Here is a 25,403-nt window from a genome sequence, read left to right as displayed (position 1 = left end):
TAAGAGAAATGAATTTAGTAGATTACGGTCCATCAATACCATGCATATCTCCCGGGTCGACCTGAACCTGTTTGTCGTCTTCGACGCCATCTATACGGAAGGCGGCATCACGGCCGCCGCCCGCACGCTCAACCTGACACAACCGGCGGTGAGCCACGCGCTGGGGCGGCTGCGGGAGTTGTTTGACGACCCGCTGTTCGAACGGCGCGGGCAGGGCATGGTGCCGACGCCGCTGGCGCGCACGCTCATCGCGGAGGTGCGCACGGCGCTGCAGGGCTTCGAGCGCACCTTGCGCGAGGGCACGCGCTTCGACCCGGCCACGAGTGAGCGCCGCTTCACGCTGTCGATGCGTGATGCGCTGGAAGCGACGTTGCTGCCGCCGCTCATGGCGGCCATTGCCAAGGAAGCGCCGCGCATCGACGTGACGACCGTGCGCGGAGACCGCCGCCAGCTCGAAACCGAATTGCTGGCCGGCACCATCGACGCGGCGGCGGACATTCTGGTGCCGGCATCCCCGGCCATCCGCCATGCGCCGCTGTTGACCGACCCGATGGTGGTGCTGGCGCGCCCCGGCCATCCCATCGCAAATGAACCGCTGACGCTGGAGCGCTACCTCGCGTGCGAGCACGTGCATGTATCGTCCCGGCGTCGTGGGGCGGGGCTGGAAGACGTGGAGCTGCGCCGCCTCGGCCACGAGCGACGCGTGCGGCTGCGTTGCCAGCATTACCCCGCCGCCTGCCGTGTGGTGAGCTGCACGGATCTGCTTGCCACGTTGCCGATCCGCTATGCGCGCATCGCCAACGAGCCGTATGGCAACGTGATGCTGCCGCTGCCGTTCAACGTGCAGCCGCTGGAGCTGTATCTGTACTGGCACACGAACAGCGACCAGGATGCCGCCAGCCGCTGGCTGCGCGACCACGTATTCGCCGCGATGGCGGAGGTGGCGCTGGACGACGCGGCGGCCGCATTCGCCGATGGGCGTTGACGAACGCAAAGGCGGACGCAATCGCCGCCGCAACAACCAACAGGAACCCCTACGTATTCACCGTGACGGCCGACTTGGCTTTGGCGGCCTTGACCGGCTTGGGCGATGCCGTTATCGCCTTTGCCGACGAGAACGGGTAACGCGCGCTGAATTCCGCAAAGCGCGCGGCAAGAAAGTCTGCACATGCCGTCAGTCGTGCCGGTCGATGGCGGCGCGCAAGGGCAACAAGCTGCAGCGGCGTGGGCGCATGGCTCCATGCCGGCAGTGCCACCTCCAGTCGGCCTGCGCTCACGTCTTGCGCCACATCCAACCATGATTTGAATGCCAGGCCACGCCCCGCGATCGCCCAGTCGCGCACCACCGCTCCATCGTCGCATTGGAAATCGCCGCGCACGTCGATCGGGGCAGGGCCGCTGGCGTGCGTGAGTTGCCAGCGGGTGACGGGCTCGCCGTTGCGCAGGAGGATCAGGCAGCGGTGGTCGGCCAGGTCGCTCGGGTGTGCGGGCCGGCCATGCTGCTTGAAGTACGACGGCGCGCCCACGATCACGCGCGGGTGCGACGCCAATGGCCGCCGCACCAGCGCGGAATCCTGCAGATGCCCATAGCGCAGCGCGAAGTCGAGGTCTTCACGCATCAGGTCGGCCAGCCGGTCGCCCAGCACCAGCGTGACGCGCACGCCGGGGTGCTCATCGCAGAACGCGTCGAGCCATGGGCGCAGGATGTGCCGCCCCAGGTCTGATGTGGCCGCAATGCGGATGGGGCCGGACAGCTCGGTGCGATCTTGCCCTAGGCTCTCGGCGCCTTCGTCCAGCGCCTCCAGCGCCTGTCTTGCATACCCCAGATAACGCTGACCGGCTTCGGTCGGACGCATGCTGCGCGTGGTGCGCTCGAACAGGCGGGCGCCGAGTTCAGTCTCCACACGTTTGAGCGCTGCGCTGGCGGTGGCGGGCAGCCAGCCGAGCTGGCGCGCGGCGGCGGAAAGGTTGCCGGCGTCGGCAATGCGCACCAGCAGGCGGAGGTCGTCGAGGGCGATCATTGTCAAAGCGGGTTTGGAGACTCATCAAAGCATAGCCAGATTATCTTGCTTTTGTTTGATGAAAGAATGGCCCCAATCGATTGACGGTTTTTTCTTTCCTCTTCTCAAAGGAGCATTGGCATGACTTCGAAAACTCTGCAGGACCAGTCGGTGGTGGTGTTGGGCGGTACGGCCGGTATTGGCCAGGCGGTGGCACGCGCGGCGGCAGCCGAAGGTGCGCGCGTGACGGTGTTGGGGCGCTCGGCCAAGACGGGTGATGGCATTCAAGGCATTGCCGTCGACGCGAACGACACGGTGTCGCTGGCCGGCGCGTTGGCACAGGCAGCCCAGTTGTCGCCCAGCGGCAAGATCGACCACCTTGTCATCACCATCGGCTCGCGCACGAGCCCGCCGCCATTTGCTTCGCTGCAGCGTGCCGACCTTGAGCAGGCCTTCGGCACCAAGTTGTTTGCCGCGCTGATGGCGGTGCAGGCCGCATTGCCGCACCTGGCAGAGCGGGCATCGATTACGCTCACCTCTGGCCTGCTTTCTCGCAAGGCCACGGCGACCGGCTTGCTGCGTGGCTCGATCAATGCTGCAGTGGAAGCCGCCGCCAAGAATCTGGCGAAGGAACTCGCACCGCGCCGTGTCAACGTGATCAGCCCCGGCGTGGTGGATACGGAAGTGTGGGGCACCCCGGCCGATCGCGAGGCCATGCTCGCGCGTATTGGCAGCGGCTTGCCGGTCGGCCGTGTCGGCACGCCGGAAGACCTTGCCCAAGGCTATCTGCTGGCCATGACCAACGGTTTCATGACCGGCGCCATCATCGACATTGAAGGAGGCGGTTTGCTATGACACCTGACAGCGACTGGACATTCGACCACGTGAACTTTCACGTGGCGGGAGAAGCGCCCATCCTGAAATTCTTCGCCGATGTGCTCGGCTGGAAGCCGGGGCCGCGCCCGGCGTTTCCGTTTCCCGGAACGTGGCTGTACCAGAACGACGACGCGCTGGTCCATCTCGTGACGCAGGTGGGCGATACGCCCGAGCTGGTGTTCTCGCATATCGCGTTCCGCACCGGGAAAGATGCGGCCGACGTGCTGGCCGCAGTGCGTGAAAGCGGTATGCCGCACCAGGTCAGAAAACACCCCGCGCGGCCTGCCGCACAGATCTTCGTGCAGTTGCCGGGCGGGGTGGTGCTGGAGCTGGAAGCGCCAATGTCCGGTCCGCTGGAAGCGGCGCGCGAGTACGAGAAGCCCGCTACGGAGTGAGGCGCAACATCATGCGCCGGCCTGCTGGGCGTACTTCCAGCCCAGCTCGGCCATCGGGCGGGCGCGCTTGCCCGCTTCCATCGCCTGCGCCGAAGACGCCGTGCCATCCACCACGCGCTTCATGATCCCCTGCAGGATGCCGGCAATGCGGAACATGTTGTAGGCGAGGTAGAAGTTCCAGTCGCCCGTGATGCGGCGGCCGGTGCGTTCTTCGTATTGGCGGATGTACTCGGCTTCTGTGGGGATGCCGAGTGCGGCAAAGTCCAGACCCGCGACGCCGCGGAACTGCCCCGGCTCGATGTGCCAGCTCATGCAGTGGTAGCTGAAATCGGCGAGCGGGTGGCCGAGCGTCGACAGCTCCCAATCCAGGATGGCGAGCACACGTGGCTCGGTCGGGTGGAAGATCAGGTTGTCGAGCCGGTAGTCGCCGTGAACGATGCTGGTGATTTCTTCGGCTTCCTGCGGCACGTGCTTGGGCAGCCATTCGATCAGGTTGTCCATGGCCGGAATCGACTCGGTTTCCGACAGCTTGTACTGCTTGCTCCAGCGCTCGATCTGGCGCGCGAAATAGTTGCCGGGTTTGCCGTAGTCGGCCAGGCCGATGGCTGCGTAGTCGACCGTGTGCAATGCAGAGATGACGCGGTTCATTTCGTCATAGATGGCAGTGCGCTCGGCAGGCTCCATGCCAGGCAGCGCCTGATCCCACAGCACGCGGCCCTGCACGAATTCCATGATGTAGAAGGCGCGGCCGATCACGGCTTCGTCTTCGCACAGTGCGACCATTTTCGCGACCGGGACGTCGGTTTTCGCCAGTGCATCCATCACCCGGTATTCGCGTTCGATGGCGTGCGCGGACGGCAGCAGCTTCGCCTTTGGCCCGGGCTTCGCGCGCATCACGTACGTGCGCGACGGCGTGATCAGCTTGAACGTCGGGTTCGACTGGCCACCCTTGAACTGCTCCACCGTGAGCGGGCCTGCAAAGCCTTCAACGTGTTCGCGCATCCACGCCTCCAGCGCGCCGATGTCGAACTTTTGCTGATCCGCTACCGGGCGCGTGCCCTCGAAGGCCGAGAAATCCTGCTGGTCCGTCTGTGCCATGGGTGTGTCTCCGAATCTTGTTGTGTATCGAGGAAAGTTCAGGTCGGTTGGCGATGGCGAAGGTACTGCTGCAGCAGCACTTCCATCGTCGTGAGTCGCGAGCCGAGATGCGCGGGCGATGGCGCCGAGAAATTGCTCATGCGCAGCACCCAGTCGGTCGGGGTATCGCCCACATCGAGTACGTTGATGCAGCCGGCGGTCTGCGCGAGGCTGCCGAAGAACACGCGCTCCCCGCCGGTGATGGCGTGCGAAAGGATCGCGCGGTTGGTGCCGCCATGCAGCACCAGCAGCACGGTGTCCCAGTCGGTTTGCGCGCGCAGCTGGGCGATTGGCGGAATCACGCGGTCAAGAAATTCGCCGATGCTCTCGCCATTGAGGAAGCGCCGGTCTTCGGCCACCGTGCCTTCAAACGCGCTGATGAAGGCTTGCGCGAGTTCGTGCTCGGGAATTTCCGCCAGCTTGCCGCCGCGGATTTCCTGCAGATCGGGCCATTCTTCAAGCGCGATGCCGCGTTCCTGCATCGCGGGCATCTCGGCCAGCACGCGCTGTGCGGTTTCGACCGTGCGCGGCAAGCCGCTGACGATCACGCGGTCGAAGACGATGTTCTCGGCGGCGAAGATCTTGCCGGCTGCGGTGGCTTGGCTGCGGCCGAGTTCGTTCAGTGGTACGGCCTCAGGTGAGGGAACGGGGCGGCCGGTGTCGTCGAAGTAGGTGACCGCGCCATGACGCATCAGGTAGACGCGGCGGCGGTTGGGTGTCGGGAAGGGAACCATGCGAGCCTGAAACTAGCGGTATTGAGGTTTGCGCTTTTGCAGGAACGCCGAGATGCCTTCGTTGCCGTCGGCGTGGTGCAGCGCTTCGACAAAGCTGTGCTGCTCGGCCTTGAGGTGATCGTGCAGCGAGGCGTCTTCAGCGTGGGTGATCAGGCCCTTGATGCGGCCCACGGCATGCGGTGATTGCGCAGCAAGTTTTTCCGCCAGTGCCAACGCCTGGTCCAGCGCCTCGCCGGGTTTGACCACCTCATTGATGAGGCCAAAGTGCGCCAGCCGCTCCGCGCCAACGGGCTTGCCGAGCATGATGATTTCGCTCGCCAGCGGGCGCGGCAGGAAGCGCGCGATGTGCCAGGAGCCACCGCCGTCCGGGGTGAGCGCGACGTTCACATACGCCATCACGAACTTCGCATCCGATGCGGCAATCGCAAAGTCGCACGCCAGCACCAGTGAGAAACCCGCGCCTGCCGCTGGGCCTTCCACTGCGGCAATCACCGGCTTGGGAAACGTGCGGATCGTCTCGATCCAGTGGTTGAGCGCGTCGATGCCGTCTTCCTGCACGCTTCGCGGCTTGCTGCGGTTTTCCAGCAGGCGGTTCAGGTTGCCGCCCGCGCAGAAGGCATTGCCGGCGCCCGTGAAGATGACAGCGCGGATCTCGTTGTCGTTGGCGGCGCGGTCCAGCGCTTCCATCGACGCGGTGTACATCACCGGGTCCAGCGCGTTGCGCGCGTCAGGGTTGGACAGCGTCAGCACCAGCGTCGAGCCGATGCGTTTGGAGAGCAATTGCGCGGTCATGGCGGCCTCGTTGGGTAAACGGCAATCAGGCGTCAGGCATCAGGCGTAAGCAACGACATGCCCAGACGGGCACGGCGCAGCAACCACGGGCTCGGGCGATAACGCGGGTCCCCATAGAGCGCGTAGAGGTTCTGCAGGACTTCAAGGATGGCGTTCGTGCCGAGCGTATCGCCGAGTGCCAGTGGCCCTTGCGGATAACCGAGGCCCAGCGTGACGGCGAGATCGATGTCCGTGGGCGTGGCAATGCGCTGCTGGGCGATGTCGCACGCGATGTTGACGATGCACGCAACGATGCGCTGCGCGACAAAGCCACCCGAATCGCGGATCACCGTAACCGGCACGCCGTCGGAGGCCAGCAAGCCGTGTGCGGCATCTCGGTAGGCCGCATCGGTGGCGGGCGTGGTCATCAGCGTGCGGCGCTTGGTGGCGGCAAACGGATAGAGCGTGTCGAGCGCCACGGTGCGGCGTGCGTCGAGCCCCTCGGCGGCCACGCAGGCCGTGGCATCCAGGCCTCGCGGCGTGACGATGATCAGTGCATCGGCGGACGGTTTGGAACCGCCTTCGGGCGTGATGCCCAGATCGAGCAAGAGGCGCTGCGCTGCGGCGTGGCCGGCGTCATGCGCGCGGCTGATCCACACCGAAGATGGGCGCGCAGTCGGTGCAGGCGCCTCAGCGGGAACCTGCTTCTGTCCTTCCGGATAGCGGTAGAAACCTTCGCCCGTCTTGCGGCCCAGGATGCCGCCGGCAAAGCGCACCGCCGTGATCTGCGACGGACGATAGCGCGGCTCGTCATAGAACTGTCGGTAGACCGATTCCATCACCGGATGCGAAACATCGAGCCCCGTCAGGTCCATCAACTCGAACGGCCCCATGCGGAAGCCGGCCTGCTCGCGCATGATGGCGTCGATGTCCGCATACGCCGCCACACTCTCCTGGGCCGCGCGCAAGCCCTCGGTGTTCATGCCGCGCCCGGCGTGGTTGACGATGAAGCCGGGCATGTCGATGCAGCGCACGGCCGTGTGCCCCATGCGCTTGGCCAGTGCGGCCAGGGCGTCGCCGGTGGCGGGCGCGCTGCGCAGGCCGTCGATCACCTCGACCACCTTCATCAGTGGCACCGGGTTGAAGAAGTGAAAGCCCGCGACGCGTTCGGGGTGCTTGCATGTGGCGGCAATCGCCGTGATCGACAGCGATGAGGTATTCGACGCGAGGATCGCATCGGCGCGGACAATGTCTTCGAGCTGGCGGAAGAGGTCGCGCTTGACGTCGAGCTTTTCGACGATGGCCTCGACCACGAGATCGCAGTCCGCCAGATCGGTGAGGGCTCCTGCAGGAACGAGCCGCGCGACGGTGGCGTCGGCTTCCTCCGCCGTCATCTTGCCCTTGGTGGCCAGCTTGGCGAGCGTATCGGCCAGTGCAGTGCGCGCCGCTTCCACGGCCTGCGGGTTGGCGTCGAACAGTTTGACGCGCAAACCGGCCTGGGCCGCGATCTGCGCAATGCCGCGCCCCATGGCGCCGGTGCCCACAATCCCGATAGTCTGCATATGAAATCCGCTGCGATCGAAAGAAGTCTGGCTAAAATAGCACGAGCGTGCGATTTCTGGCATCCGCACCGACCATAACGGACGGCCAAATTACCAAGGAGACGGCTTCATGCTGACGCTATACGGTTTTTCTGCGAGCAACTACTACAACAAGGTCAAGCTCGCGCTGATGGAGAAGGGGATTGCGTTTGAGGAATCGCTGCGCTGGCCGGACCAGACCGACGGTGAGGTTTCGCCGCTGCACAAGGTGCCGTATCTGGTGGGAGAGGATGGTGGAATGTGCGAATCGCAGGTCATCCTCGATTATCTGGAAGCGCGCTACCCGCAACATCCGCTGATTCCGGCTGATCCGTTCAAGGCGGCCAAGGTGCGGGAGATCGTGACGTTCCTGGAGCTGCACCTGGAGCTGGTCGCGCGCCAGCTGTTTCCCGAGGCGTTCTTCGGCGGCAAGATCAGCGACAACCTGAAGGTGAAGGTGCGCGAGCAACTGCAGAAGAATATTCCGGCGGCGGCCAAGCTGTTCAAGTTTTCGCCTTATGTGGCGGGTGACACGTTCACCATTGCGGACTGCGCGGCCATCGTGCATTTCCCGCTGATCAGCCAGGCCACCAAGATCATCTATGGTGAAGACCTGCTGGCGCAGGTCGAGGGCGTCAAGCCTTACCTGGCCAAGATGGCCGAGAACCCCAACGTGCAGAAGGTGCGGGCAGACAGCAAGGCCAATCTGGAGCAGATGCTGGCGCACTACGCCAGCAAGCGCTGATCGGCTGTAGCCTTACGGTCTTACACCTTCGACAAACGCTCCAGGGCAACCTGGAGCGTTTCGTCTTTCTTGGCGAAGCAAAAGCGCACCACGCCCGATTCGTGCGGCTGCGAATAGAACGCCGAGACGGGGATCGCCGCCACACCAATCTCGCTCGTCAGCCACTTGGCGAATTCGGCTTCGGGCAGATCGGAGATGGCGCTGTAATCCACGCACTGGAAGTACGTGCCCTGGCAGGGCAGCAGCTTGAAGCGCGTTTTCTCCAGCCCCGCGCGGAACAGGTCGCGCTTGCGCTGGTAGAACGCCGGCAGCTCCAGATACGGACGCGGATCGGCCATGTAGTTCGCCAAGCCGTGCTGCATTGGCGTGTTGACGGTGAACACGTTGAACTGGTGCACCTTGCGGAACTCCGCCATCAGCGCGGCGGGCGCGGCCACGTAGCCGACCTTCCAGCCCGTCACGTGATACGTCTTGCCGAAGCTCGACACCACGAATGCGCGCCGTGCCAGCTCCGGAATGCGTGCGACGGACGCATGTTGCACGCCGTCGTACACCATGTGCTCGTACACCTCATCGGAGAGCAGCAGCACGTTGGTGGGCGCCAGGATCTCGGCGAGCTTGCGCATGTCGTCCGCATGCCAGACCGTGCCGGTCGGGTTGTGCGGCGTGTTGAGCATGATCAGGCGCGTGCGCGGTGTGATGGCCGCCGCCAGCGTGTCGAACGGGATGCGGAAGTCCGGCGCGTTCAGCGTGATCGGCACGACCTTGCCGCCAGCCAGTTCAATCGACGGGATGTAGCTGTCGTACGTCGGCTCGAAGACGATGACTTCATCGCCCGGATGCACGCAGCACAGCACCGTCGTCAGCAGCGCCTGCGTGGCGCCCGCGGTGATGGTGATCTCGCGGTCGGCATCGTAAGCGTGGCCGTACAGATTGGCGACCTTCGCGGCGACGGCCTGGCGCAGGGCGGGCACGCCGGTCATTGGCGGGTATTGGTTCAGGCCGGCGCGCATGGCGTCCGACACCGCATCGACAATGCGCGGATCGCAATCGAAATCCGGAAAGCCCTGGCCCAGGTTGACGGCCTGCTTTTCCGCGGCAAGCGCCGACATCACGGTGAAGATGGTGGTGCCGACATTCGGCAGCCGCGACGGCGGCGGGGCGATGGGCGCGAACGATTCAACAGTGGTCATGACAAGACGGCTTCAGGCTTGATTCGGGATAGCAGCAAGGGGTGCGTTTTCCAACTGGACCAGCGCGACGAACTGCTTGGGCGGCAGCACCGCCACGTCGCAATACTTGGCCATGCGGCGCTTGAGCTTGAGCACGGCGCGGTCCTTGGAAACGAGATAGGCAACGTCGGCCGCGTTGGCCAGCGCGAGAAATTTCTGGTCGTCGCGATCCTTGCAGCGCGGAACGAACGCTTCGCCTTGCACGCGGGGGGCTTCTTCAGGATCGGCAACGGACCGTGTCACGCGATCGACCCACGCCAGGGCGGCTTGCGCGTCGACGGCGTAATGCGCGAATTGCGGGTAATCCAGCACGCGGCGCAGTTCTTCGCGGCAGGCGGGGCTGATGATGGCGTCCAGCCGGCCGGCTTCCAGAGCAGCGCGGATCGGGCGGGCAACCGCATCGTCGAAGATCAGGATGTCGACCCAGATGTTGGAGTCCAGCACCACGCGCGGGGCCGGAGCCTGGGTGGAGTGGGCGAGGGCGGCAGCGTCTGCCATTCGATACAATTCCAGACTTGTGAACCGCGATTCTGACATGATCATCGTCCTCTCGCCGGCCAAGTCCCTCGACTACGACACGCCGCCGCGCACCAAGACCCACACGCTGCCCGATTTCATCGCGCGCTCCGCAGAACTCATTGAAGTGCTTCGCAAGCTGTCGCCGGCCCAGATCGGTACGCTCATGCACATCTCCGATCCGTTGGCGGTGCTCAATGCCACGCGCTATGCCGATTGGTCGCCCGAATTCACGGCCGAGAACAGCAAGCAAGCGGCGCTCGCCTTCGACGGCGATGTCTACGGCGGGCTCGACGCCAATTCGCTGGCGGCCGACGATCTGCAGTTCGCGCAGAAGCATCTGCGGATTCTGTCGGGGCTGTATGGCGTGCTGCGCCCGCTCGACTGGATGCAGCCGTATCGCCTGGAAATGGGCACGCGCCTCGCCAATCCGCGCGGCAAAGACCTGTACGCCTTCTGGGGCGACGAGGTGACGCTCGCGCTGAACAAGCTCTTCAAGCAGGACGACGACCCCGTGCTCGTGAATCTTGCCTCGGAAGAGTACTTCAAGGTGGTGCGGCCCAAAGTGCTCAAGGCGCGCATCGTCACACCGGTTTTTGAAGACTGGAAGAACGGCCAGTACAAGATCATTTCGTTCTACGCCAAGCGTGCGCGTGGCCTGATGGCGCGCTACGCGATCGAGCACCGCATTATCGATCCGCGCAAGCTCAAGGCGTTCGATGTCGATGGCTACGCCTTCGCCGCTGCCGATTCCGACGACGAGCGCTGGGTCTTCCGCCGCAAGCTCACCTGATGACAGGATCCGACATGACCCCCACTCAACCGCACATCTCCAGCGCGTTCGACAGCGGCGCCATCGAAATTGTCGATGCCGCCCGCGCCGATGCCGTCCGCCTGCGAATTCGCCGCGATTCGCACGCCGACTTCACCCAGTGGTTCCACTTCCGGCTACAGGGTGTGCGGGGCCAAGCCTGCAAGCTCGCGCTTGAAAACGCCGGCGAATGCACCTATGCCTCCGGCTGGAAGGACTACCGTGCCGTCGCCTCGTACGACCGCGAGCACTGGTTCCGTGTACCGACCCGCTATGACGGCAAGACGTTGACCATTGAGGTGACGCCCGAGCATGACAGCATCTGGTTTGCCTATTTCGAGCCGTACTCGGATGAGCGCCACCTTTCGCTCGTAGCCGCAGCGCAGACAAAGCCCGGTGTGCGCACGCAGTGCTTGGGGCAAACGGTGCAGGGCCGCGACATGACCAGCATCACCGTCGGCGAACCCGGCCCCGGCAAGAAGAACGTGTGGATCATCGCGCGTCAGCATCCGGGCGAGACGATGGCCGAGTGGTTCGTCGAAGGCCTGCTTGCGCGGCTGACGCGTCAAGGTGTCTGGGGCGGCGATCCGATCGGCCGTGTGCTTGCCGAGCGCGCCGTCTTCCATATCGTGCCGAACATGAATCCGGACGGCTCGTCGCTGGGCAACCTGCGCACCAATGCGGCCGGCGCCAACCTGAACCGCGAGTGGATGGAGCCCGACGCACAGCGCAGTCCCGAGGTGCTGGCAGTGCGTCAGGCCATCGAGCAGACCGGGGTCGACCTGTTCTTCGACATCCACGGCGATGAGGCGCTGCCGTATGTGTTCGTCGCGGGCAGTGAAATGTTGCCGGGCTTTACCGATGCACAGCGCGCTGATCAAGACCGCTTTGTCGCGGCGTTCCTTCGCGCGTCACCGGATTTCCAGACGCGGTACGGCTACGAGGCCAGCAAGTACAACGAAGACGCGCTTAAGCTCGCTTCCAAGTACATCGGCCACACGTATGGCTGCCTGTCGTTGACGCTCGAAATGCCGTTCAAGGACAACGCCGACCTGCCCGACCCGCGCGTGGGCTGGGACGGCGCCCGCAGCGCCGCGTTGGGCGCGGCCATGCTGCAGGCGATCCTGGAGTATCTCGGCTGAAGAAAAACGCCGCGCCGCCTGGGTTGGCGGCGCGTTGCGCTTAGTTGGAGGACGACTTCTTCGTCGTCTTTTTGGCCGTCGACTTGGCGGTGGATTTGCTTGCGGTCGTCGACTTTGTCTTGGCCGTGCTGCTGCCCTTGGCGGACTTGGCCGTCGCTTTCGTCGAGGCCTTGCCCTTGGCCGCGCTCTTGCCGTGTGCCGCCGCACTGGTCGTGCAGCGATGGCCGCGGCGGCAGTGCGTGCGCGCTTTCGACGACGAAGGTGCAGCGGCTGGCGCGGCGAACGGCTGGCCATTGGCGTCGAGCAGCTCATACGCCAGCATCATCCCTTCGTCATACCCGCAGCGCACGCGCACCGGCTCCCACTGGTCATTGCCCGTGCCGCGCTTATGCACGGCGGCATTGAAGCTGACCACGCTGGACACCTTGATCGCGCCTTGCTTGCTGGACGAGAAGCGGGAGCCCCACGGTTCGACCTTAGCTTGGTCGTTGGAGAGCGCGCCGGTTGGCAGGCGGAACTGGTCGAAATTGGTTGAGCGCGGGATGATCCAGCTCGCATGTGCGGCACAGTCTGCCACGTCGGGCCGGGCACCTTCCGATTGAATCAGGCGGTCGCGGGTTTGTGCGCGGTATTCGGACAAGCTCATCTTGTCCTTGGAGGGCAGATTGACCGTCGTTGTGCCGCTGCTATTGGTCGAGTCGAAAACGATGGGCGGCGTGGTCGGGACGGGCTGAGTGGCCGGCTTGGCTGGCGCGGCAGGGGTGCTCGGCGTGGCGTTGGTGGCCTGGGCCGACGCATCGGTCGGTTCAGTCTGCAGGTTGGAGCAGGCGGCCAGCAAAGCGACGACGCCGAGACAAAGTAGTTTGGGTCGCAACATCACGAGTTACAGGGTGTCGGCGTGGAAATCGCCATGATAGAGGAAAGCTAAGGATGAAAGTTCCTGCTAGTTACCCCAATGCGTCCCCAATGCGGCACATCGAGCGAATTTGCTGTAACAGCGCGTTACGGCACGGTGTTGGTTACCAAGTCATCATCATTGCTTGGTGAACAACCACGCGAGCGACCATTCATCGGTGCGTGCCTCGTAGCGGATGCCCTTGCGCATGGCCCATGTGGCCAGTTGGTGATGCGACGGGATGATCGCGTAGTCTGTCTGGGCAAAGCGCGCCGCGGCCTTGGCGGCCTGCTCATGTGCCTGTTCGCTCGAGACCGTCGACAGCGATGTCTGCACCAGCTTGTCCAGTTCCGGATTGCTGTAGCGGCCCCAGTTCCACGAACCATAGCCGGTTTTCGGGTTGGGTGTGCCGAGAATGCTGCGCAGCGCCACATCGGCCGCCACCGAGCCCCAGCCAAGCATCATGAACGAGAACTCGCCCTGACGCGCGCGCGAGAAATACGCCGCCACCGGCAGCGTTTCGACCTTTGTCTGGATGCCGATGCGCGTGAGCAGCTGTGCGGTGGTTTGCGCGACCTGCGCATCATTCAGATAGCGGTTGTTGGTGGCGTGCAGCGTGAGTCCGAACCCGTCCGGATAGCCCGCCTCGGCAAGCAGTTTTTTCGCACGAGCCGGGTCATAGGCAATCGGCTTGCCGCCAGGATGTCCGAAGATCTGCGGCGACACGATGCTCGATGCGACCACGCCCTGGCCTTCCAGCACGCGGCTGACGATGGCATCGCGGTTGATGGCCAGTGCAATGGCCTCTCGCACGCGATGATCCTTGAGAGGGTTCTTGGCGAGCGGCTTGCCGGCCTTGTCGGTCACGAACGGCGACACATCGCGGCTCTGGTCCATCTGCCAGAAAATCGTGCGCCACGACACCTGTTGTTCGAGGTGGAACCTCGGGTCCTGCTTGATGCGTGGCACGTCTGCAGCCGGCACGGCCTCGACGACATCCACATCGCCCGAAAGCAGCGCGGCCGTGCGCGCGGCATTGTCGGTGATGATCTTGAAGGTCACCTTGTCCCACTGCGGCACGCGGCCCCAGTAGTGCGGGTTCTTCTTCAACACGATTTCCTGCCCGCGCGTGAAGTGGTCGAACAGGAACGGCCCGGTGCCGATCATGGCGCGGCCAGCATCGAAGTCCGCCTGCGCCGCATTGGCCACTTTCTTCGGGATGATGGGCAGGCTGTTCAGATCGTTCGGGATGCTCGCGTAATTGGGCGTCGACAACTTCAGCCGCACCGTGAGTGGATCGACGATCTGTACGTCGGTAATTGACTTGGTGTAGCTGGTGAACGGGCCGGGGCTGTTGGTCAGGCGCGCCGGACGCTCGATGGATGCCTTCACGTCTTCGCCGGTGAACGGCGTGCCATCACTCCACTTCACGTTGGGGCGGAGCTTGATCTCCCACGTGTTGGCGTCAATGGGTTTCCACGAAGTGGCAAGGCCGGGCGTGTAGCGGCCGTTCTTGTCGAGGAAGACCAGCGATTCGAAGATGTGCAGCGCCATGGCGTTGTTGGGGCCGGCATTGTTCCATTGCGGGTCCATCGACGTGACGTCGGCGGACAGGCCGATGCGCAGGTCATCGGCTTGCGCGGCGAACGGCATCGCGGCGGCCGCAGCCAGCGCGCATGCGGCAAGGTTGCGGATCAGGGCGCGGATGGGAACACACAAGAGGGGACGGGTTGTCATCGGGGGGCTCCTGGGGTTCGGGCGGTGATGCCATGTGGCGGAAGATCGTCATTGTGCCGCAGCCCGGCCGGGCACGTGCGACGCAAACCGACAATCAATATGAACGATGGCGGAGCAATAAAAAAGCCACCCGGAGGTGGCTTTGATCACGCGCGTCGCCGTCAGTGGAACAGCGGCTGTTGGGTCGGCGCGTCTTCCGGCATTTCTGCGTGGACGATTTCGGCCGCGCGGTCTGCGTAGAGCGGGGCGCCGCAATCTTCGCAGTACTCGGGTTCGAAGAGCTGGCCGTGGCGGAAGATGTCTTCGATGCCGCAGGCGCGCAGTTCATCGCAAATTTGCTCGAGTGGGCTGCCCGGTTCGCCTTCCGCGGTGACATCCGTGGCGCCGCCATCGCGGCCGTACACCGGCCAGACGATGCCGTAGATGAGTTCTTTCTCGCCACGCACCGTGAACGCTACGCGGTATTCCTCGATCTGCTCTTCGCCGAACGCGCCGATGATGGCGCCGAAGCGGTTGGCCGGCATATCGAGCGCGCCCTGCAGGTAATTGACGGCGGCGCGTACTGTCAGTGGGCGAATCTGCTTGTCGGACTCGCGGCACGACAGGAAGAAGGCGTCCGGCAGAAGCAGGTCGAACTCGCAGCCGGGCATCAGTGTGGAGATGGTTGGCGTGACCTGCTCGCGCCATTGCTCCAGGCAGGCGGAGCGCTCTGCGTGGTGTTCCTTGGCGTCTTCCTGCCAGCGGAACAGCGCTTGGCCGTGCTGCGCCACGACGATTGCCACCAGATACCGCGGATCGGCCAGGATGGGCGCCGTCTCGGGCATGTCGCGTAGTTCGACCTTGGCCGGCTGGCCCGACAGCGCATACGCGGCCAGCTTGTGCGTGAGCGCAAAGGTGTCGGAATGCGTGCGCGGCAGTTGATCGATGCTGTACAGGTAAGGAGCCAGCGCCACGCGGGCGTTGGAAGCCATCACGTGCGCCTGCAGGTGTACCTGCAGCGTTTGCGCCATCTCGGGCTTGATCGTGCCCGACGGGATCATGTAGCGCGTGTGTGCCAGGATGGGCGCCGCGATCAGCAACGCATCATATTCGACGCCACCTGAGCTGAGGATGGCCGATTCGGCCAGTGTCTCGGCCTGTTCGGCCAGCACGTCGGACGCTTCCTCGTTGTGTTTGAAAAGATGGTCTAGCGCGGCGTCGAGCGCGGTCTGGCTGCCGTTCTTGAGCAGCCGGGAAAGACGTTCGGACAGCCTTTGTTCCCAATAGACGTCTTCGATGCGGCTGCCTGACGCGTCGAGCGCCAGCGCATCGGCCACCAGCCGTTCTGCATCGGGGGAAAGACGTTGTGGAGCCTTGGAGCGGAATCCTGCCATGCTGTGCCGTACCGGTCGTTGGAACAATGAAAGGGGCGTTATTTTACCCTTGGACGCTACTGCGCGACGCCTATTACGAAACCCATAGGGCGAAAACGTTAAGGCTTGGCCGCAGGTGCCGACGCTTCCGCTGCGACACTGCTCGTGGCCGCAGGTACGGAAGCCGGTGTGGGTTCCGATGCAACTGGCGCGCTGGCTGGTGCCACGTGCGTCGTGGCGACGGGCTCCGAAGCGGCCAGCGGCGGGGGCGGAGGAACGGGCGCGGCTGTTACAGCAGGCGCTGTCGAGGCTGGGGCCTGGGCGTCGGTTTGCGGTGCCTTGATCAGGATGTAGAACACGGCAGCCGCCACGACGATGAAGGCTAGTACCACTTGGGCCATGGGTGCGGGACTCCAGCAATGAAACGATCAGGCGAGGACGGGCGGCAATTTCGCCATCAACAGGGCGAGCACGTCACGCGGCCTATTCGGCACACTGTACCAAAGCCTGCTCGCCGATTGGAGGATCGTCACCTTGTTTGATTCGGCAGGCAATAAAAAAACCGGCTCCGAAGAGCCGGTTTCCGTCCTGCACCAATGCAGCGTAACGGCGTGAAGCTTAAGCCGCCAGCAGCTGACGCAGCACGAACGGCAGGATGCCGCCGTGCTTGTAGTAGTCCACTTCGATCGGCGTGTCGATGCGCAGCAGCACTTGTGCACGCGTCGTCTCGCCGTTGGCGCGATGGATGACCAGGGTGACGTCCTGTTGCGGCTTGATTTCGCCATCCAGGCCTTCGATGTCGAAGGTCTCGTCGCCCACGATGCCCAGCGACTGTGCCGAGTCGCTGCCCTTGAACTGCAGCGGCAGCACGCCCATGCCCACCAGGTTCGAGCGGTGGATTCGCTCGAAGCTGCGTGCGATCACGGCCTTCACGCCCAGCAACTGCGTGCCCTTGGCGGCCCAGTCGCGCGAGCTGCCCGTGCCGTACTCTTCGCCACCGAACACGACCGTCGGCGTGCCGTCGGCGATGTACTTCATGGCAGCGTCGTAGATCGACATTTGTTCGCCGCTCGGCTGGAACAGCGTTTCGCCACCTTCCACGCGCGAACCGTCGGCCTTGGCCGGGATCATCAGGTTCTTGATGCGCACGTTGGCGAACGTGCCGCGCATCATCACCTCATGGTTGCCGCGGCGCGAGCCATAGCTGTTGAAGTCGGCTTTGAGCACGCCGTTGGCCAGCAGGTACTTGCCGGCGGGCGACGTTTCCTTGATCGAACCGGCCGGGGAGATGTGGTCGGTCGTCACGGAATCGCCGAACACGCCGAGCGCGCGTGCGCCCTTGACCGATGCCGAGGCAGCGGCCGGCGTCATGCCAAAGCCTTCGAAGAACGGCGGCTCGGCGATGTACGTCGACTTCGGCCAGTCGTAGACCTGACCCTTCGTGCCCTTGACGTTGGCCCACAGCTTGGACGGCTTCTTGACCTGTTCGTAGTTCGTGCGGAACGTGTCGGCGTTCATCGCGAACTTCATCAGCTTGGCGATCTCGTCCGAGGTCGGCCAAATGTCGCCCAGATAGACGTCGCGACCCTTCTTGCCCTTGCCGACCGGCTCGGTCATCAGGTCGCGCGTCACGTTGCCAGCGATTGCATAAGCGACCACCAGCGGCGGCGAGGCCAGGAAGTTGGCGCGGATGTTCGGGTGAATGCGCGCTTCAAAGTTGCGGTTGCCCGACAGCACGGCGGCAGCCACGATGTCGTTCTTCACGATGGCTTCGTTCAACTCCGGCGTCAGGTCACCGGCGTTACCGATACACGTCGTGCAACCGTAGGCCGTCACGCCAAAGCCGAGCTTTTCCAGATACGGAAGCAGGCCGGCGGCTTCCAGGTACTTCGTCACCACGCGGCTTCCCGGGGCGAGCGAGGTCTTGATGTGCGGCGCGACCTCCAGGCCGGCTTCGACAGCCTTCTTGGCCAGCAGGCCCGCCGCCAGCAGCACGCTCGGATTCGAGGTGTTCGTGCACGAGGTGATGGCCGCGATCAGCACGTCGCCGCTCTTCACGTCGACGCCGTTGGTGGTCGTGAAGGTCTTGTCGAGGTCTTCCGATTTCTTGTTGAAACCGTTTTCCGCAACCGGCTTGGAGAACAGCGACGAGAACGTCGACTTCACGTTGCCGATTTCGATGCGGTCTTGCGGACGCTTCGGGCCAGCCAGCGACGGGGCCACCGTGCCGAGGTCCAGCGTCAACGTCTTGGTGTAGTCGATTTCGCCGGCCTTCGGCACGCCGAACAGCTTTTGTGCCTTGAAGTAGCTTTCGAACGCGGCGATTTCTTCCTTCGTGCGGCCCGTGCCCTTGAAGTAGTCAATGGTCTTGTCGTCCACCGGGAAGAAGCCCATCGTGGCGCCGTATTCCGGAGCCATGTTGCCGATGGTTGCGCGGTCCGGCAGCGACAGGCTGGCGGTGCCTTCGCCGAAGAACTCGACGAACTTGCCGACGACCTTCTCCTTGCGCAGCATTTCGGTGATCGTGAGAACGAGGTCGGTGGCCGTGCAGCCTTCGCGCAGGCGGCCCTTCAGCTCCACGCCCACGACGTCCGGCGTCAGGAAGTACACCGGCTGGCCCAGCATGCCGGCTTCCGCCTCGATGCCGCCCACGCCCCAGCCCACCACGCCAATACCGTTGATCATGGTGGTGTGGCTGTCGGTGCCGACCAGCGTATCCGGGTAGTACACGCCGTCTTTCTTATGGACGCCGCGTGCCAGGTACTCCAGGTTGACCTGGTGGACGATGCCGAAGCCAGGCTGCACCACGCCAAACGTGTCGAATGCCTGCATGCCCCACTTCATGAACTGGTAGCGCTCGTTGTTGCGCGAGAATTCCAGCTGCATGTTCAGGTCCAGCGCCTTCTTCTCACGGAAGTGGTCAATCTGCACCGAGTGATCCACCACCAGGTCGACCGGCACCAGCGGCTCGATCTTCTTGGGGTTCTTGCCCATGCGCTCGGCCACGTTGCGCATGGCGGCCAGGTCAGCCAGCAGCGGCACACCGGTAAAGTCCTGCAGCACCACGCGGGCTACCACGAACGGGATTTCATCAACGCGCTCGGCGTTGGGCTTCCAGTTGGCCAGTTGCGCAACGTGCTCTTCGGTCACCTTCTTGCCGTCGCAGTTTCGCAGCACGGACTCGAGCACGATGCGGATCGACACCGGCAGGCGCTCGATCGCCACGCCCAGTTCCTTGCCCAGTTGCGGCAGGGAGTGGAACTTACCGGTCTGGCCGCCGTTGATCTTAAATTCCTTGAGTGTTTTTTTCAGATTGTGGGGCATGGCATGACTCCAAGGCTTGAGGATTGCGCGGGGTGCCGGGGCGCCCCTTGCGGATACATCAAATCGACAAAATCAAATCACGTACAAACCGACAAACGCGTTGACCGGCCTGGCTTCTGACCGGTCGGGTAATCCGCCACGACACCGCTGAACGGCTTGCCGCCGCTGATGCGGGCGGTGATGCCATGGGCGATCGCACGCTTCTTGGCGTCGTGGTCATTCGTGGTGAAAGGCTGATCGTCCACGCGGGCAATGGTCATGCGCAGCACATGGGTGCGCTGGCCGCGGGCGACGGAATCTTGTTGATCTTCGATTGCCTTGCGGCCGAAGAGGGGCGTGCCTGGAGCCGTCGTGCCCGTCGTGCCATCTGACAGGACGGTCCCAGACACAAAAGGCCCACGGAGCCCGGCGCATCCGGGCAAGGTCACATCGTCGACGATGGCCTTGCCCAGATTCGTGCGGAGGTTCGCAACTGGTGCGGACATGAGCGGCTCCTGTGGGCCTCTTGTGCGATATCGCGTTACTGCTGGGCCGGTAGCACTGCGCCCGGAGCAGGGGCCGGAGCGGGGGCAGGGCTGTCCGGCGCCATCAGCGGCAGGCCGGCCGGAGCGCGCAGGGCGCCCGCTTGCGTCGGGGCCGGTGCGCCGGCAGCCATTTCGGCGGTCTGGCACTCATCGGCCAGGCGGTGGCCTTCGTTGCGGTCGAACAGCATGGCCTTGGCCGGGATCACCACCAGATCCATCCCGGTCTTCTGGTCGAAGTAACGGTCGGCGCCCGTGCGGGTCATTTGGCGCGGCAGCTGGTAGTTCTTGCCCTTCCAGTACATCGTAATGATCTGATCGCGCGCCATGTCGCCCTTGAGGTACATCTCGTTGCCAAGCTCGCACTTCCATTCGACGCCTTCCGGCTTGACGGCAGCAACAGGCGCGGCCTTCTTGGCGGCATGCTTCTTGGTCCAAGTCTTCTTGGCGGGAGCCTTCTTGGTAGCCGACTTCTCTGGGGCCTGAGCGGCTGCATATTGCGATGCAGCCAGCGAGAGAACGCCAGCACAGGCGCCCACGATGAATTTGTTCATAGGGTTTCCTTCGGTAAGACAGAGTGGGGGAGGCGGCTGCCAGGCCACGAGATGCCACGGCATTTCGCACACCGGCCGGTATTTTGACCGATTTGGACGCCGCGCCCAACGTTCTGTTACATGCTTGCCCGACCGCTCCGCCAAAAGGGGGTGTCGTGCTTGCGCCAGCGCCGTTTTTCGGGTTGTTCCCGGGCAGCTTGCCCCCGCAGGTTTGCCTTCCGTTCTCCTTGTTTGCGTTGGTGTGGATCTTGGCCCGGCTCAACCGCGATTCTGTGCGAAGAGCGCGTCCAACTTGGCTTCGTAGTCGTGGTAACCAATGCTGTCGTATAACTCCATGCGCGTCTGCATGGTGTCGACGACATTTTTTTGCGTGCCATCGCGGCGTATGGCAGCGTAGACGTTTTCCGCGGCCTTGTTCATCGCGCGAAATGCCGACAGCGGATACAGGATCATCGATACGCCTGCGGAGGCCAGCTCATCGCGCGTGAAAAGCGGCGTCTGCCCAAATTCGGTGATGTTTGCCAGCACCGGCACCTTCACCGCGTCGACAAACTTGCGGTACATCGACAGTTCTGTCATTGCCTCAGGAAAGATCGCGTCCGCGCCGGCTTCCACGCAGGCCACGGCACGTTCGAGGGCGCGGTCGAAGCCTTCGACGGCCAGGGCATCGGTGCGCGCCATGACGACAAAGCTGGCGTCGGTGCGGGCATCGACGGCAGCCTTGATGCGATCGACCATCTCGTCCTTCGAGACGATCTCCTTGTTGGGCCGATGGCCGCAGCGCTTGGCGCCGACCTGGTCTTCGATATGCATGGCCGCGGCGCCAAACTTGATGAGCGATTTGGTCGTGCGCGCCACGTTGAATGCCGAAGCGCCAAAGCCCGTGTCGACATCCACCAGGAGCGGTACGTCGCAGACATCGGTGATGCGGCGGACGTCGGTCAAAACGTCGTCCAGGCCCGATATGCCGAGATCCGGCAAGCCCAGCGAGCCCGCTGCCACGCCGCCGCCCGACAGATAGATCGTGCGATAGCCGGCGCGCTTGGCCAGCAGCGCGTGGTTTGCATTGATGGTGCCCACCACCTGCAGTGGCGATTCATCGACCAGCGCCTGGCGGAAGCGCGCTCCTGCGCTGGCTTGGGTGTTTGTCGTCATGGCGAATCTCCTTTCTCTGCACGTCACGCGAAGAAGCGCGCGACGGCGTCGGCCGGCATCTCCACGCCGGTGGTGTGCGCCCGTTGCAGCACGGCCCACCAATAGCGATAGCTTGCGCGGTCATGCAGCCGGCCCTCGTGCTGGATGGGCCCCCAGGAGGCGTCCTGCGCGGCCGCAAGAATGGCGCCCGCGCGTGTCACTTCTTCGTGCGATGGGCGGAATGCGGAAACGATTGGCGCGATCTGGTCCGGATGGATGCTCCACTTGCGCAGATAGCCGAACTCGTTGCGGGCACGGGCGGCATCGGCGCCGGCTCGGTCGGGGTGCTTGATGTCAGTGCTGACGTTGTGCGACGGCACCTTGCCGTGCGCGTGGCAAGCGGCGGAAATCTCGGCAAGGGCGCGGCGGATCAGAGGATGCTCGAACTGCTCTGGCGAGCCCATCGCCGCACCGGGAATCGCGCCGTTGTGCGCCGAGACAAAATCCATCAGGCCGAAGCTCAGGCATTCCACCTGCACCAGCGCGGCGATATCGAACACCTGCGCGAGCGCGCCATGCGTTTCGATCAGCACGTGGATCGGCAGGTGCCTCGCAATGCCGGCCGCCTTGGCGGCTTGGTTGACGCGATCGGTCACACGCGCGACTTCCACGACGTCACGGACCTTTGGCACGGTCACGTAGGCGAGGCGGCGGCCCGCAAGGCCGACAAGGATGTCGACGTCCTGCGTCCATGCGTCGTGGTTCGGATCGTGGATGCGAACGCCAACGCGGTTGAAGCGGTTGTCGTCGCTGTTGATGAGCGCGGCGGCCAATTCGGCATGTGCGCGTTCCTGACCGACGGCGGCGCCGTCTTCGCAGTCAAACGTGATGTCGAAAACGGGGCCAAGGGCTTGTTGCAGGGCGAGCGACTTGCGCATCAGTTTTTCTGCGCCCGCGTAGTGGTCGCAGACCGGCAATTGGGCCGGCAGGGCATCGTCCTGGAACAAAACCTCGGTGGGGTGCACGGGCTGGTATCGGTTCTGCGGCGCTTGTGGCGCCTGTGTCTTGATCGGAGTGCAGGTGTAAAAAAACCGGAGGGGTCGCTGCCGATCCGCTCCGGTTCTTTCTTAGATCATGCGGATTACAGCAGATGCTGCACGCCCGCACGCTCGCCTTCCAGCTCGTCGAGCGTGATCTTGATCTTGCCTTGGCTGTACTCGTCGATTTCCAGGCCTTCGACGATCTTGTACTTGCCGTTTTCGGTGGTGACCGGGAAGCCGAACATCACGTCCTTCGGAATGCCGTATTCGCCGTTCGACGGGATGCCCATCGTGACAATCTTGCCGTTGGTGCCGAGCACCCAGTCACGCACGTGGTCGATGGCGGCGTTGGCAGCCGAAGCAGCCGACGACAGGCCGCGCGCTTCGATGATGGCGGCGCCGCGCTTGCCAACGGTCGGCAGGAACACGTCGTTGTTCCACACCGGGTCGTTGATCATGTCCTTGACGCTCTTGCCGTCGATCGTGGCGTAGCGATAGTCGGCGTACATCGTCGGGCTGTGGTTGCCCCACACGAACAGCTTTTCGATGCTCGAAACCGGCTTGCCGGTCTTGGCGGCGATCTGCGACAGGGCACGGTTGTGGTCCAGGCGCAGCATGGCGGTGAAGTTCTCACGCGGCAGGTCCGGCGCCGACTTCATGGCGATGTAGGCGTTCGTGTTGGCCGGGTTGCCGACCACCAGCACCTTGACGTTGCGCGAAGCAACGGCGTTCAGTGCCTTGCCTTGTGCCGTGAAGATCTGGGCGTTGGCCGACAGCAGGTCCGCACGTTCCATGCCCGGGCCACGGGGGCGGGCGCCCACCAGCAGAGCCACGTCGGCGTCCTTGAATGCGGTCATCGGGTCGGAGTGCGCTTCCATGCCAGCCAGCAGCGGGAATGCGCAGTCTTCGATCTCCATCATCACGCCCTTGAGCGCCTTCTGGGCCTTCTCATCGGGGATTTCCAGCAGTTGCAGGATGACGGGTTGATCCTTGCCCAGCATTTCGCCGGCGGCGATGCGGAACAGCAGGGCGTAACCGATCTGTCCAGCAGCGCCGGTCACTGCGACGCGCATGGGTGCTTTTGCCATGAGAACTCTCCAAACGGTAGTGAAAGCGGATCGCACTGCGCGCGGCGCGCATCCCAGCAGGATGTCGGTGCAGCCTCGCAGGCATTGCCGGCAACGGTCGGCGCCTCGTGGGCGGTCGGCTCAGAAACGGCAAGAGCCTCGCAGTTTACTGCGTCCGCATGACGATGTGGAAACACACTGCAATTGACCTTTGAGCCGTTGTGGCGTGTCGTGGGGGCCGTCGCCCGGAACAGGCGCGAGTGTAGGTCTGGCCTCGCCGGAAAGTCAATGAATCTTCTGTCTTATATAAGACATAAGACATTCTATAAACGGGCTGGACGCCTTTGTCGCTTTTGTGGTGAAATCGGCAGTTATGTCGAGCACACCCAGCCCTCTATCCGCTGCGATGCCGCCCCCGGGCGGCGAAGGCGGCGCATCGCCCGCTTCTTCGGGCGGCGCGGGCGGCTCTCCCACGTTCAGCCCGTTGTATCAGCAGATCAAGACGCTGATCCTGCAAAGCCTGCAGGCCGGCGAATGGAAGCCGGGCGAGATGATCCCCAGTGAGATGGAATTGGCGGCCCGCTACAAGGTCAGCCAGGGTACCGTGCGCAAGGCGATCGACGAACTGGCGGCCGAAAACCTGGTCGCGCGGCGCCAGGGTAAGGGCACCTTCGTTACCACGCATTACGAAGAGGGCGTGCAGTTCCGGTTTTTGCGTCTGATGCCGGAGCAGGGCGAACAGCACTATCCGAGCAGCCGTGTGCTGGAGTGCAAGCGCATGCGCGCCCCGGCCGAGATCGCCCGCCTGCTCGAACTCAAGGCCGGCGACAGCGTCGTGCAGATCCGCCGCATCCTGTTCTTTTCGGGTGAGCCGACCGTGCTGGAAGAAATCTGGCTGCCGGGCGCGAGTTTCAAAGGGCTGACGGCTGAAAAACTGACCGAGTGGAAGGGCCCGATGTACGCCTTTTTCGAGGCGGAGTTCGGTGTGCGCATGTTGCGTGCCACCGAGCGCATCCGTGCAGTGGCGGCTGACGCGACCACGGCTGAATTGCTCTCGGTGGCGGCTCAATCGCCGTTGCTGTCGGTGGAGCGCGTGTCGCATACGTTCGGCGACAAACCGGTGGAGATACGTCGTGGCCTGTACGTCACGACGCGGCACTTTTACCAGAACGAATTGAATTGACGACGCGCTGCCAGGCCCGATTCGGGCGGCCCGTTGCGACTGAGACTGGGTCTGGGTTTGTGCGTCGCGCAACAGCGTATTGCGCGGCATGAAGGCAGTGTAGAGAGGACAATCGGCCCCCGTATCACGCCACTGGCAGGCGAGGGCAGGAAGCACAAAAGTGGAGCGCGTCGCATGGAATTAATGGTGCGCTGCGCAACAAAAGCGCGCTAAAATCTCGCGGATTTGTGCAAAGCTGTTTTGTTTGTTGATTAGCCAATTGGGGTCTGACCATGGCAGAAGCCATCAAGAAAGCCAGGCCGGTATACAGGAACATCGGTTTGGGCGACATCGCCCGTTACCGGTTGCCCTGGGCCGGTAAGGTGTCCATCTTGCACCGTGCCAGCGGTGCGTTGATGTTCCTTCTTCTTCCGTTCGTGCTGTACTTGTTCGAGCAAAGTCTCACGTCGGAAATCAGTTTCGCCAAGTTCTCGGCGCTTCTGTCCAACGGTTTTGCCAAGGTTGTCGTCCTTGCCCTCATCTGGGCATATCTGCACCACTTCTGCGCCGGCATCCGTTACCTGATCCTCGATCTGCATATCGGCATCGACAAGGCCTCGGCCTCCAAGTCGGCTGTGAGCGTGCTGATCGTCAGCCTGCTGCTGACCGTCGTGTTCG

At 63.7% G+C, this 25,403-nt stretch carries 25 protein-coding genes; 8 read left to right on the top strand and 17 right to left on the bottom strand.

Annotation, left to right across the window (positions count from 1 at the left end; translation table 11 throughout):
- The first annotated feature begins 40 nt into the window (after positions 1-40).
- Entirely contained in the window at positions 41-985 is a 945-nt protein-coding gene (locus ACU8YE_RS07960) for a LysR family transcriptional regulator (protein WP_316879027.1), read from the top strand.
- A gap of 49 nt (positions 986-1,034) precedes the next feature.
- Here the strand turns inward: ACU8YE_RS07960 and ACU8YE_RS07955 are convergent, their stop codons facing one another.
- Positions 1,035-2,021, bottom strand: coding sequence for a LysR family transcriptional regulator (locus tag ACU8YE_RS07955; RefSeq protein WP_446928479.1), 987 nt, complete (start codon positions 2,019-2,021; stop codon positions 1,035-1,037).
- 120 nt (positions 2,022-2,141) lie between these two features.
- Between ACU8YE_RS07955 and ACU8YE_RS07950 the strand changes: the two genes are divergently transcribed.
- The gene (locus ACU8YE_RS07950; protein WP_446928478.1) at positions 2,142-2,855 is read left to right on the top strand and encodes an SDR family oxidoreductase; all 714 of its coding nucleotides are present in this window, start codon (positions 2,142-2,144) and stop codon (positions 2,853-2,855) included.
- On the top strand, positions 2,852-3,271 hold the full coding sequence (locus tag ACU8YE_RS07945; RefSeq protein WP_446928477.1) for a glyoxalase: 420 nt from the start codon (positions 2,852-2,854) through the stop codon (positions 3,269-3,271). Before ACU8YE_RS07950 ends, ACU8YE_RS07945 begins: the two co-directional genes overlap by 4 nt.
- 9 nt (positions 3,272-3,280) lie before the next feature.
- Here the strand turns inward: ACU8YE_RS07945 and ACU8YE_RS07940 are convergent, their stop codons facing one another.
- Genes ACU8YE_RS07940 through ACU8YE_RS07925 form a run of 4 tightly spaced genes read right to left on the bottom strand, consistent with a single transcriptional unit; the run spans position 3,281 to position 7,538 of the window.
- A complete protein-coding gene (locus tag ACU8YE_RS07940; protein ID WP_446928476.1) occupies positions 3,281-4,369 on the bottom strand; it encodes a phosphotransferase in 1,089 nt (362 codons plus the stop codon).
- Between the two features lie 38 nt (positions 4,370-4,407).
- Positions 4,408-5,142, bottom strand: coding sequence for a histidine phosphatase family protein (locus ACU8YE_RS07935; protein ID WP_446928475.1), 735 nt, complete (start codon positions 5,140-5,142; stop codon positions 4,408-4,410).
- Between the two features lie 12 nt (positions 5,143-5,154).
- On the bottom strand, positions 5,155-5,934 hold the full coding sequence (locus tag ACU8YE_RS07930) for an oxepin-CoA hydrolase, alternative type (RefSeq protein WP_414560789.1): 780 nt from the start codon (positions 5,932-5,934) through the stop codon (positions 5,155-5,157).
- Positions 5,935-5,966: 32 nt separating this feature from the next.
- Positions 5,967-7,538 (bottom strand): 3-hydroxyacyl-CoA dehydrogenase, encoded by a 1,572-nt coding sequence (locus ACU8YE_RS07925; RefSeq protein WP_343619898.1) that lies wholly within the window; start codon positions 7,536-7,538, stop codon positions 5,967-5,969.
- 46 nt (positions 7,539-7,584) lie between these two features.
- Here ACU8YE_RS07925 and ACU8YE_RS07920 point away from each other — a divergent pair, with 46 nt between their 5' ends.
- Positions 7,585-8,238 (top strand): glutathione S-transferase, encoded by a 654-nt coding sequence (locus ACU8YE_RS07920; RefSeq protein WP_232040426.1) that lies wholly within the window; start codon positions 7,585-7,587, stop codon positions 8,236-8,238.
- Between the two features lie 20 nt (positions 8,239-8,258).
- Here ACU8YE_RS07920 and ACU8YE_RS07915 read toward each other — a convergent pair whose 3' ends face one another.
- Positions 8,259-9,431: a pyridoxal phosphate-dependent aminotransferase gene (locus ACU8YE_RS07915; protein ID WP_446928474.1), complete on the bottom strand. Its 1,173-nt coding sequence runs from the start codon at positions 9,429-9,431 to the stop codon at positions 8,259-8,261.
- A 12-nt stretch (positions 9,432-9,443) separates the two neighbouring features.
- The gene (locus ACU8YE_RS07910; RefSeq protein ID WP_414560788.1) at positions 9,444-9,968 is read right to left on the bottom strand and encodes a putative toxin-antitoxin system toxin component, PIN family; all 525 of its coding nucleotides are present in this window, start codon (positions 9,966-9,968) and stop codon (positions 9,444-9,446) included.
- Positions 9,969-10,005: 37 nt separating this feature from the next.
- On the opposite strand from ACU8YE_RS07910, the gene yaaA reads away from it, so the two are divergent.
- Complete coding sequence (gene yaaA / locus ACU8YE_RS07905; protein WP_414560787.1) at positions 10,006-10,779, top strand: peroxide stress protein YaaA; 774 nt, start codon at positions 10,006-10,008, stop codon at positions 10,777-10,779.
- Between the two features lie 14 nt (positions 10,780-10,793).
- Entirely contained in the window at positions 10,794-11,939 is a 1,146-nt protein-coding gene (locus tag ACU8YE_RS07900; RefSeq protein WP_316869748.1) for a M14 family metallopeptidase, read from the top strand.
- Positions 11,940-11,979: 40 nt separating this feature from the next.
- On the opposite strand, the gene ACU8YE_RS07895 is transcribed toward ACU8YE_RS07900, so the two are convergent.
- The 10 genes from ACU8YE_RS07895 to ACU8YE_RS07850 all read right to left on the bottom strand — a co-directional run bounded on the left by ACU8YE_RS07895 (position 11,980) and on the right by ACU8YE_RS07850 (position 23,584).
- Positions 11,980-12,816 carry a BspC domain-containing protein gene (locus ACU8YE_RS07895; protein WP_260801803.1) on the bottom strand — a complete coding sequence of 279 codons (837 nt, stop codon included), beginning with the start codon at positions 12,814-12,816 and terminating at the stop codon, positions 11,980-11,982.
- 156 nt (positions 12,817-12,972) lie between these two features.
- A complete protein-coding gene (locus tag ACU8YE_RS07890; protein ID WP_260801802.1) occupies positions 12,973-14,571 on the bottom strand; it encodes an ABC transporter substrate-binding protein in 1,599 nt (532 codons plus the stop codon).
- Between the two features lie 161 nt (positions 14,572-14,732).
- The gene (locus tag ACU8YE_RS07885) at positions 14,733-15,944 is read right to left on the bottom strand and encodes a DUF2863 family protein (RefSeq protein ID WP_045206230.1); all 1,212 of its coding nucleotides are present in this window, start codon (positions 15,942-15,944) and stop codon (positions 14,733-14,735) included.
- A 98-nt stretch (positions 15,945-16,042) separates the two neighbouring features.
- Positions 16,043-16,324 carry a hypothetical protein gene (locus tag ACU8YE_RS07880; RefSeq protein ID WP_260785076.1) on the bottom strand — a complete coding sequence of 94 codons (282 nt, stop codon included), beginning with the start codon at positions 16,322-16,324 and terminating at the stop codon, positions 16,043-16,045.
- Between the two features lie 217 nt (positions 16,325-16,541).
- A complete protein-coding gene (acnA, locus tag ACU8YE_RS07875; protein WP_446928473.1) occupies positions 16,542-19,247 on the bottom strand; it encodes an aconitate hydratase AcnA in 2,706 nt (901 codons plus the stop codon).
- Positions 19,248-19,324: 77 nt separating this feature from the next.
- A complete protein-coding gene (locus tag ACU8YE_RS07870) occupies positions 19,325-19,732 on the bottom strand; it encodes a 2-methylcitrate dehydratase (protein WP_446928472.1) in 408 nt (135 codons plus the stop codon).
- A gap of 35 nt (positions 19,733-19,767) precedes the next feature.
- Entirely contained in the window at positions 19,768-20,322 is a 555-nt protein-coding gene (locus tag ACU8YE_RS07865) for a hypothetical protein (protein WP_232040416.1), read from the bottom strand.
- Positions 20,323-20,580: 258 nt separating this feature from the next.
- Entirely contained in the window at positions 20,581-21,477 is an 897-nt protein-coding gene (gene prpB / locus ACU8YE_RS07860; RefSeq protein ID WP_440477405.1) for a methylisocitrate lyase, read from the bottom strand.
- 23 nt (positions 21,478-21,500) lie between these two features.
- Positions 21,501-22,481, bottom strand: coding sequence for an HpcH/HpaI aldolase/citrate lyase family protein (locus ACU8YE_RS07855; protein ID WP_260801796.1), 981 nt, complete (start codon positions 22,479-22,481; stop codon positions 21,501-21,503).
- A gap of 116 nt (positions 22,482-22,597) precedes the next feature.
- Positions 22,598-23,584 carry a malate dehydrogenase gene (locus tag ACU8YE_RS07850; RefSeq protein WP_024975343.1) on the bottom strand — a complete coding sequence of 329 codons (987 nt, stop codon included), beginning with the start codon at positions 23,582-23,584 and terminating at the stop codon, positions 22,598-22,600.
- A 352-nt stretch (positions 23,585-23,936) separates the two neighbouring features.
- Between ACU8YE_RS07850 and ACU8YE_RS07845 the strand changes: the two genes are divergently transcribed.
- Positions 23,937-24,746: a GntR family transcriptional regulator gene (locus tag ACU8YE_RS07845; protein ID WP_232040413.1), complete on the top strand. Its 810-nt coding sequence runs from the start codon at positions 23,937-23,939 to the stop codon at positions 24,744-24,746.
- A gap of 272 nt (positions 24,747-25,018) precedes the next feature.
- Positions 25,019-25,403 (top strand): succinate dehydrogenase, cytochrome b556 subunit (sdhC, locus tag ACU8YE_RS07840; RefSeq protein WP_446928471.1); only part of this gene is annotated, 385 nt, incomplete at its 3' end.

The sequence above is a fragment of the Ralstonia sp. VS2407 genome (assembly GCF_052950655.1).
This window is presented reverse-complemented; position numbering and strand designations above follow the sequence as displayed.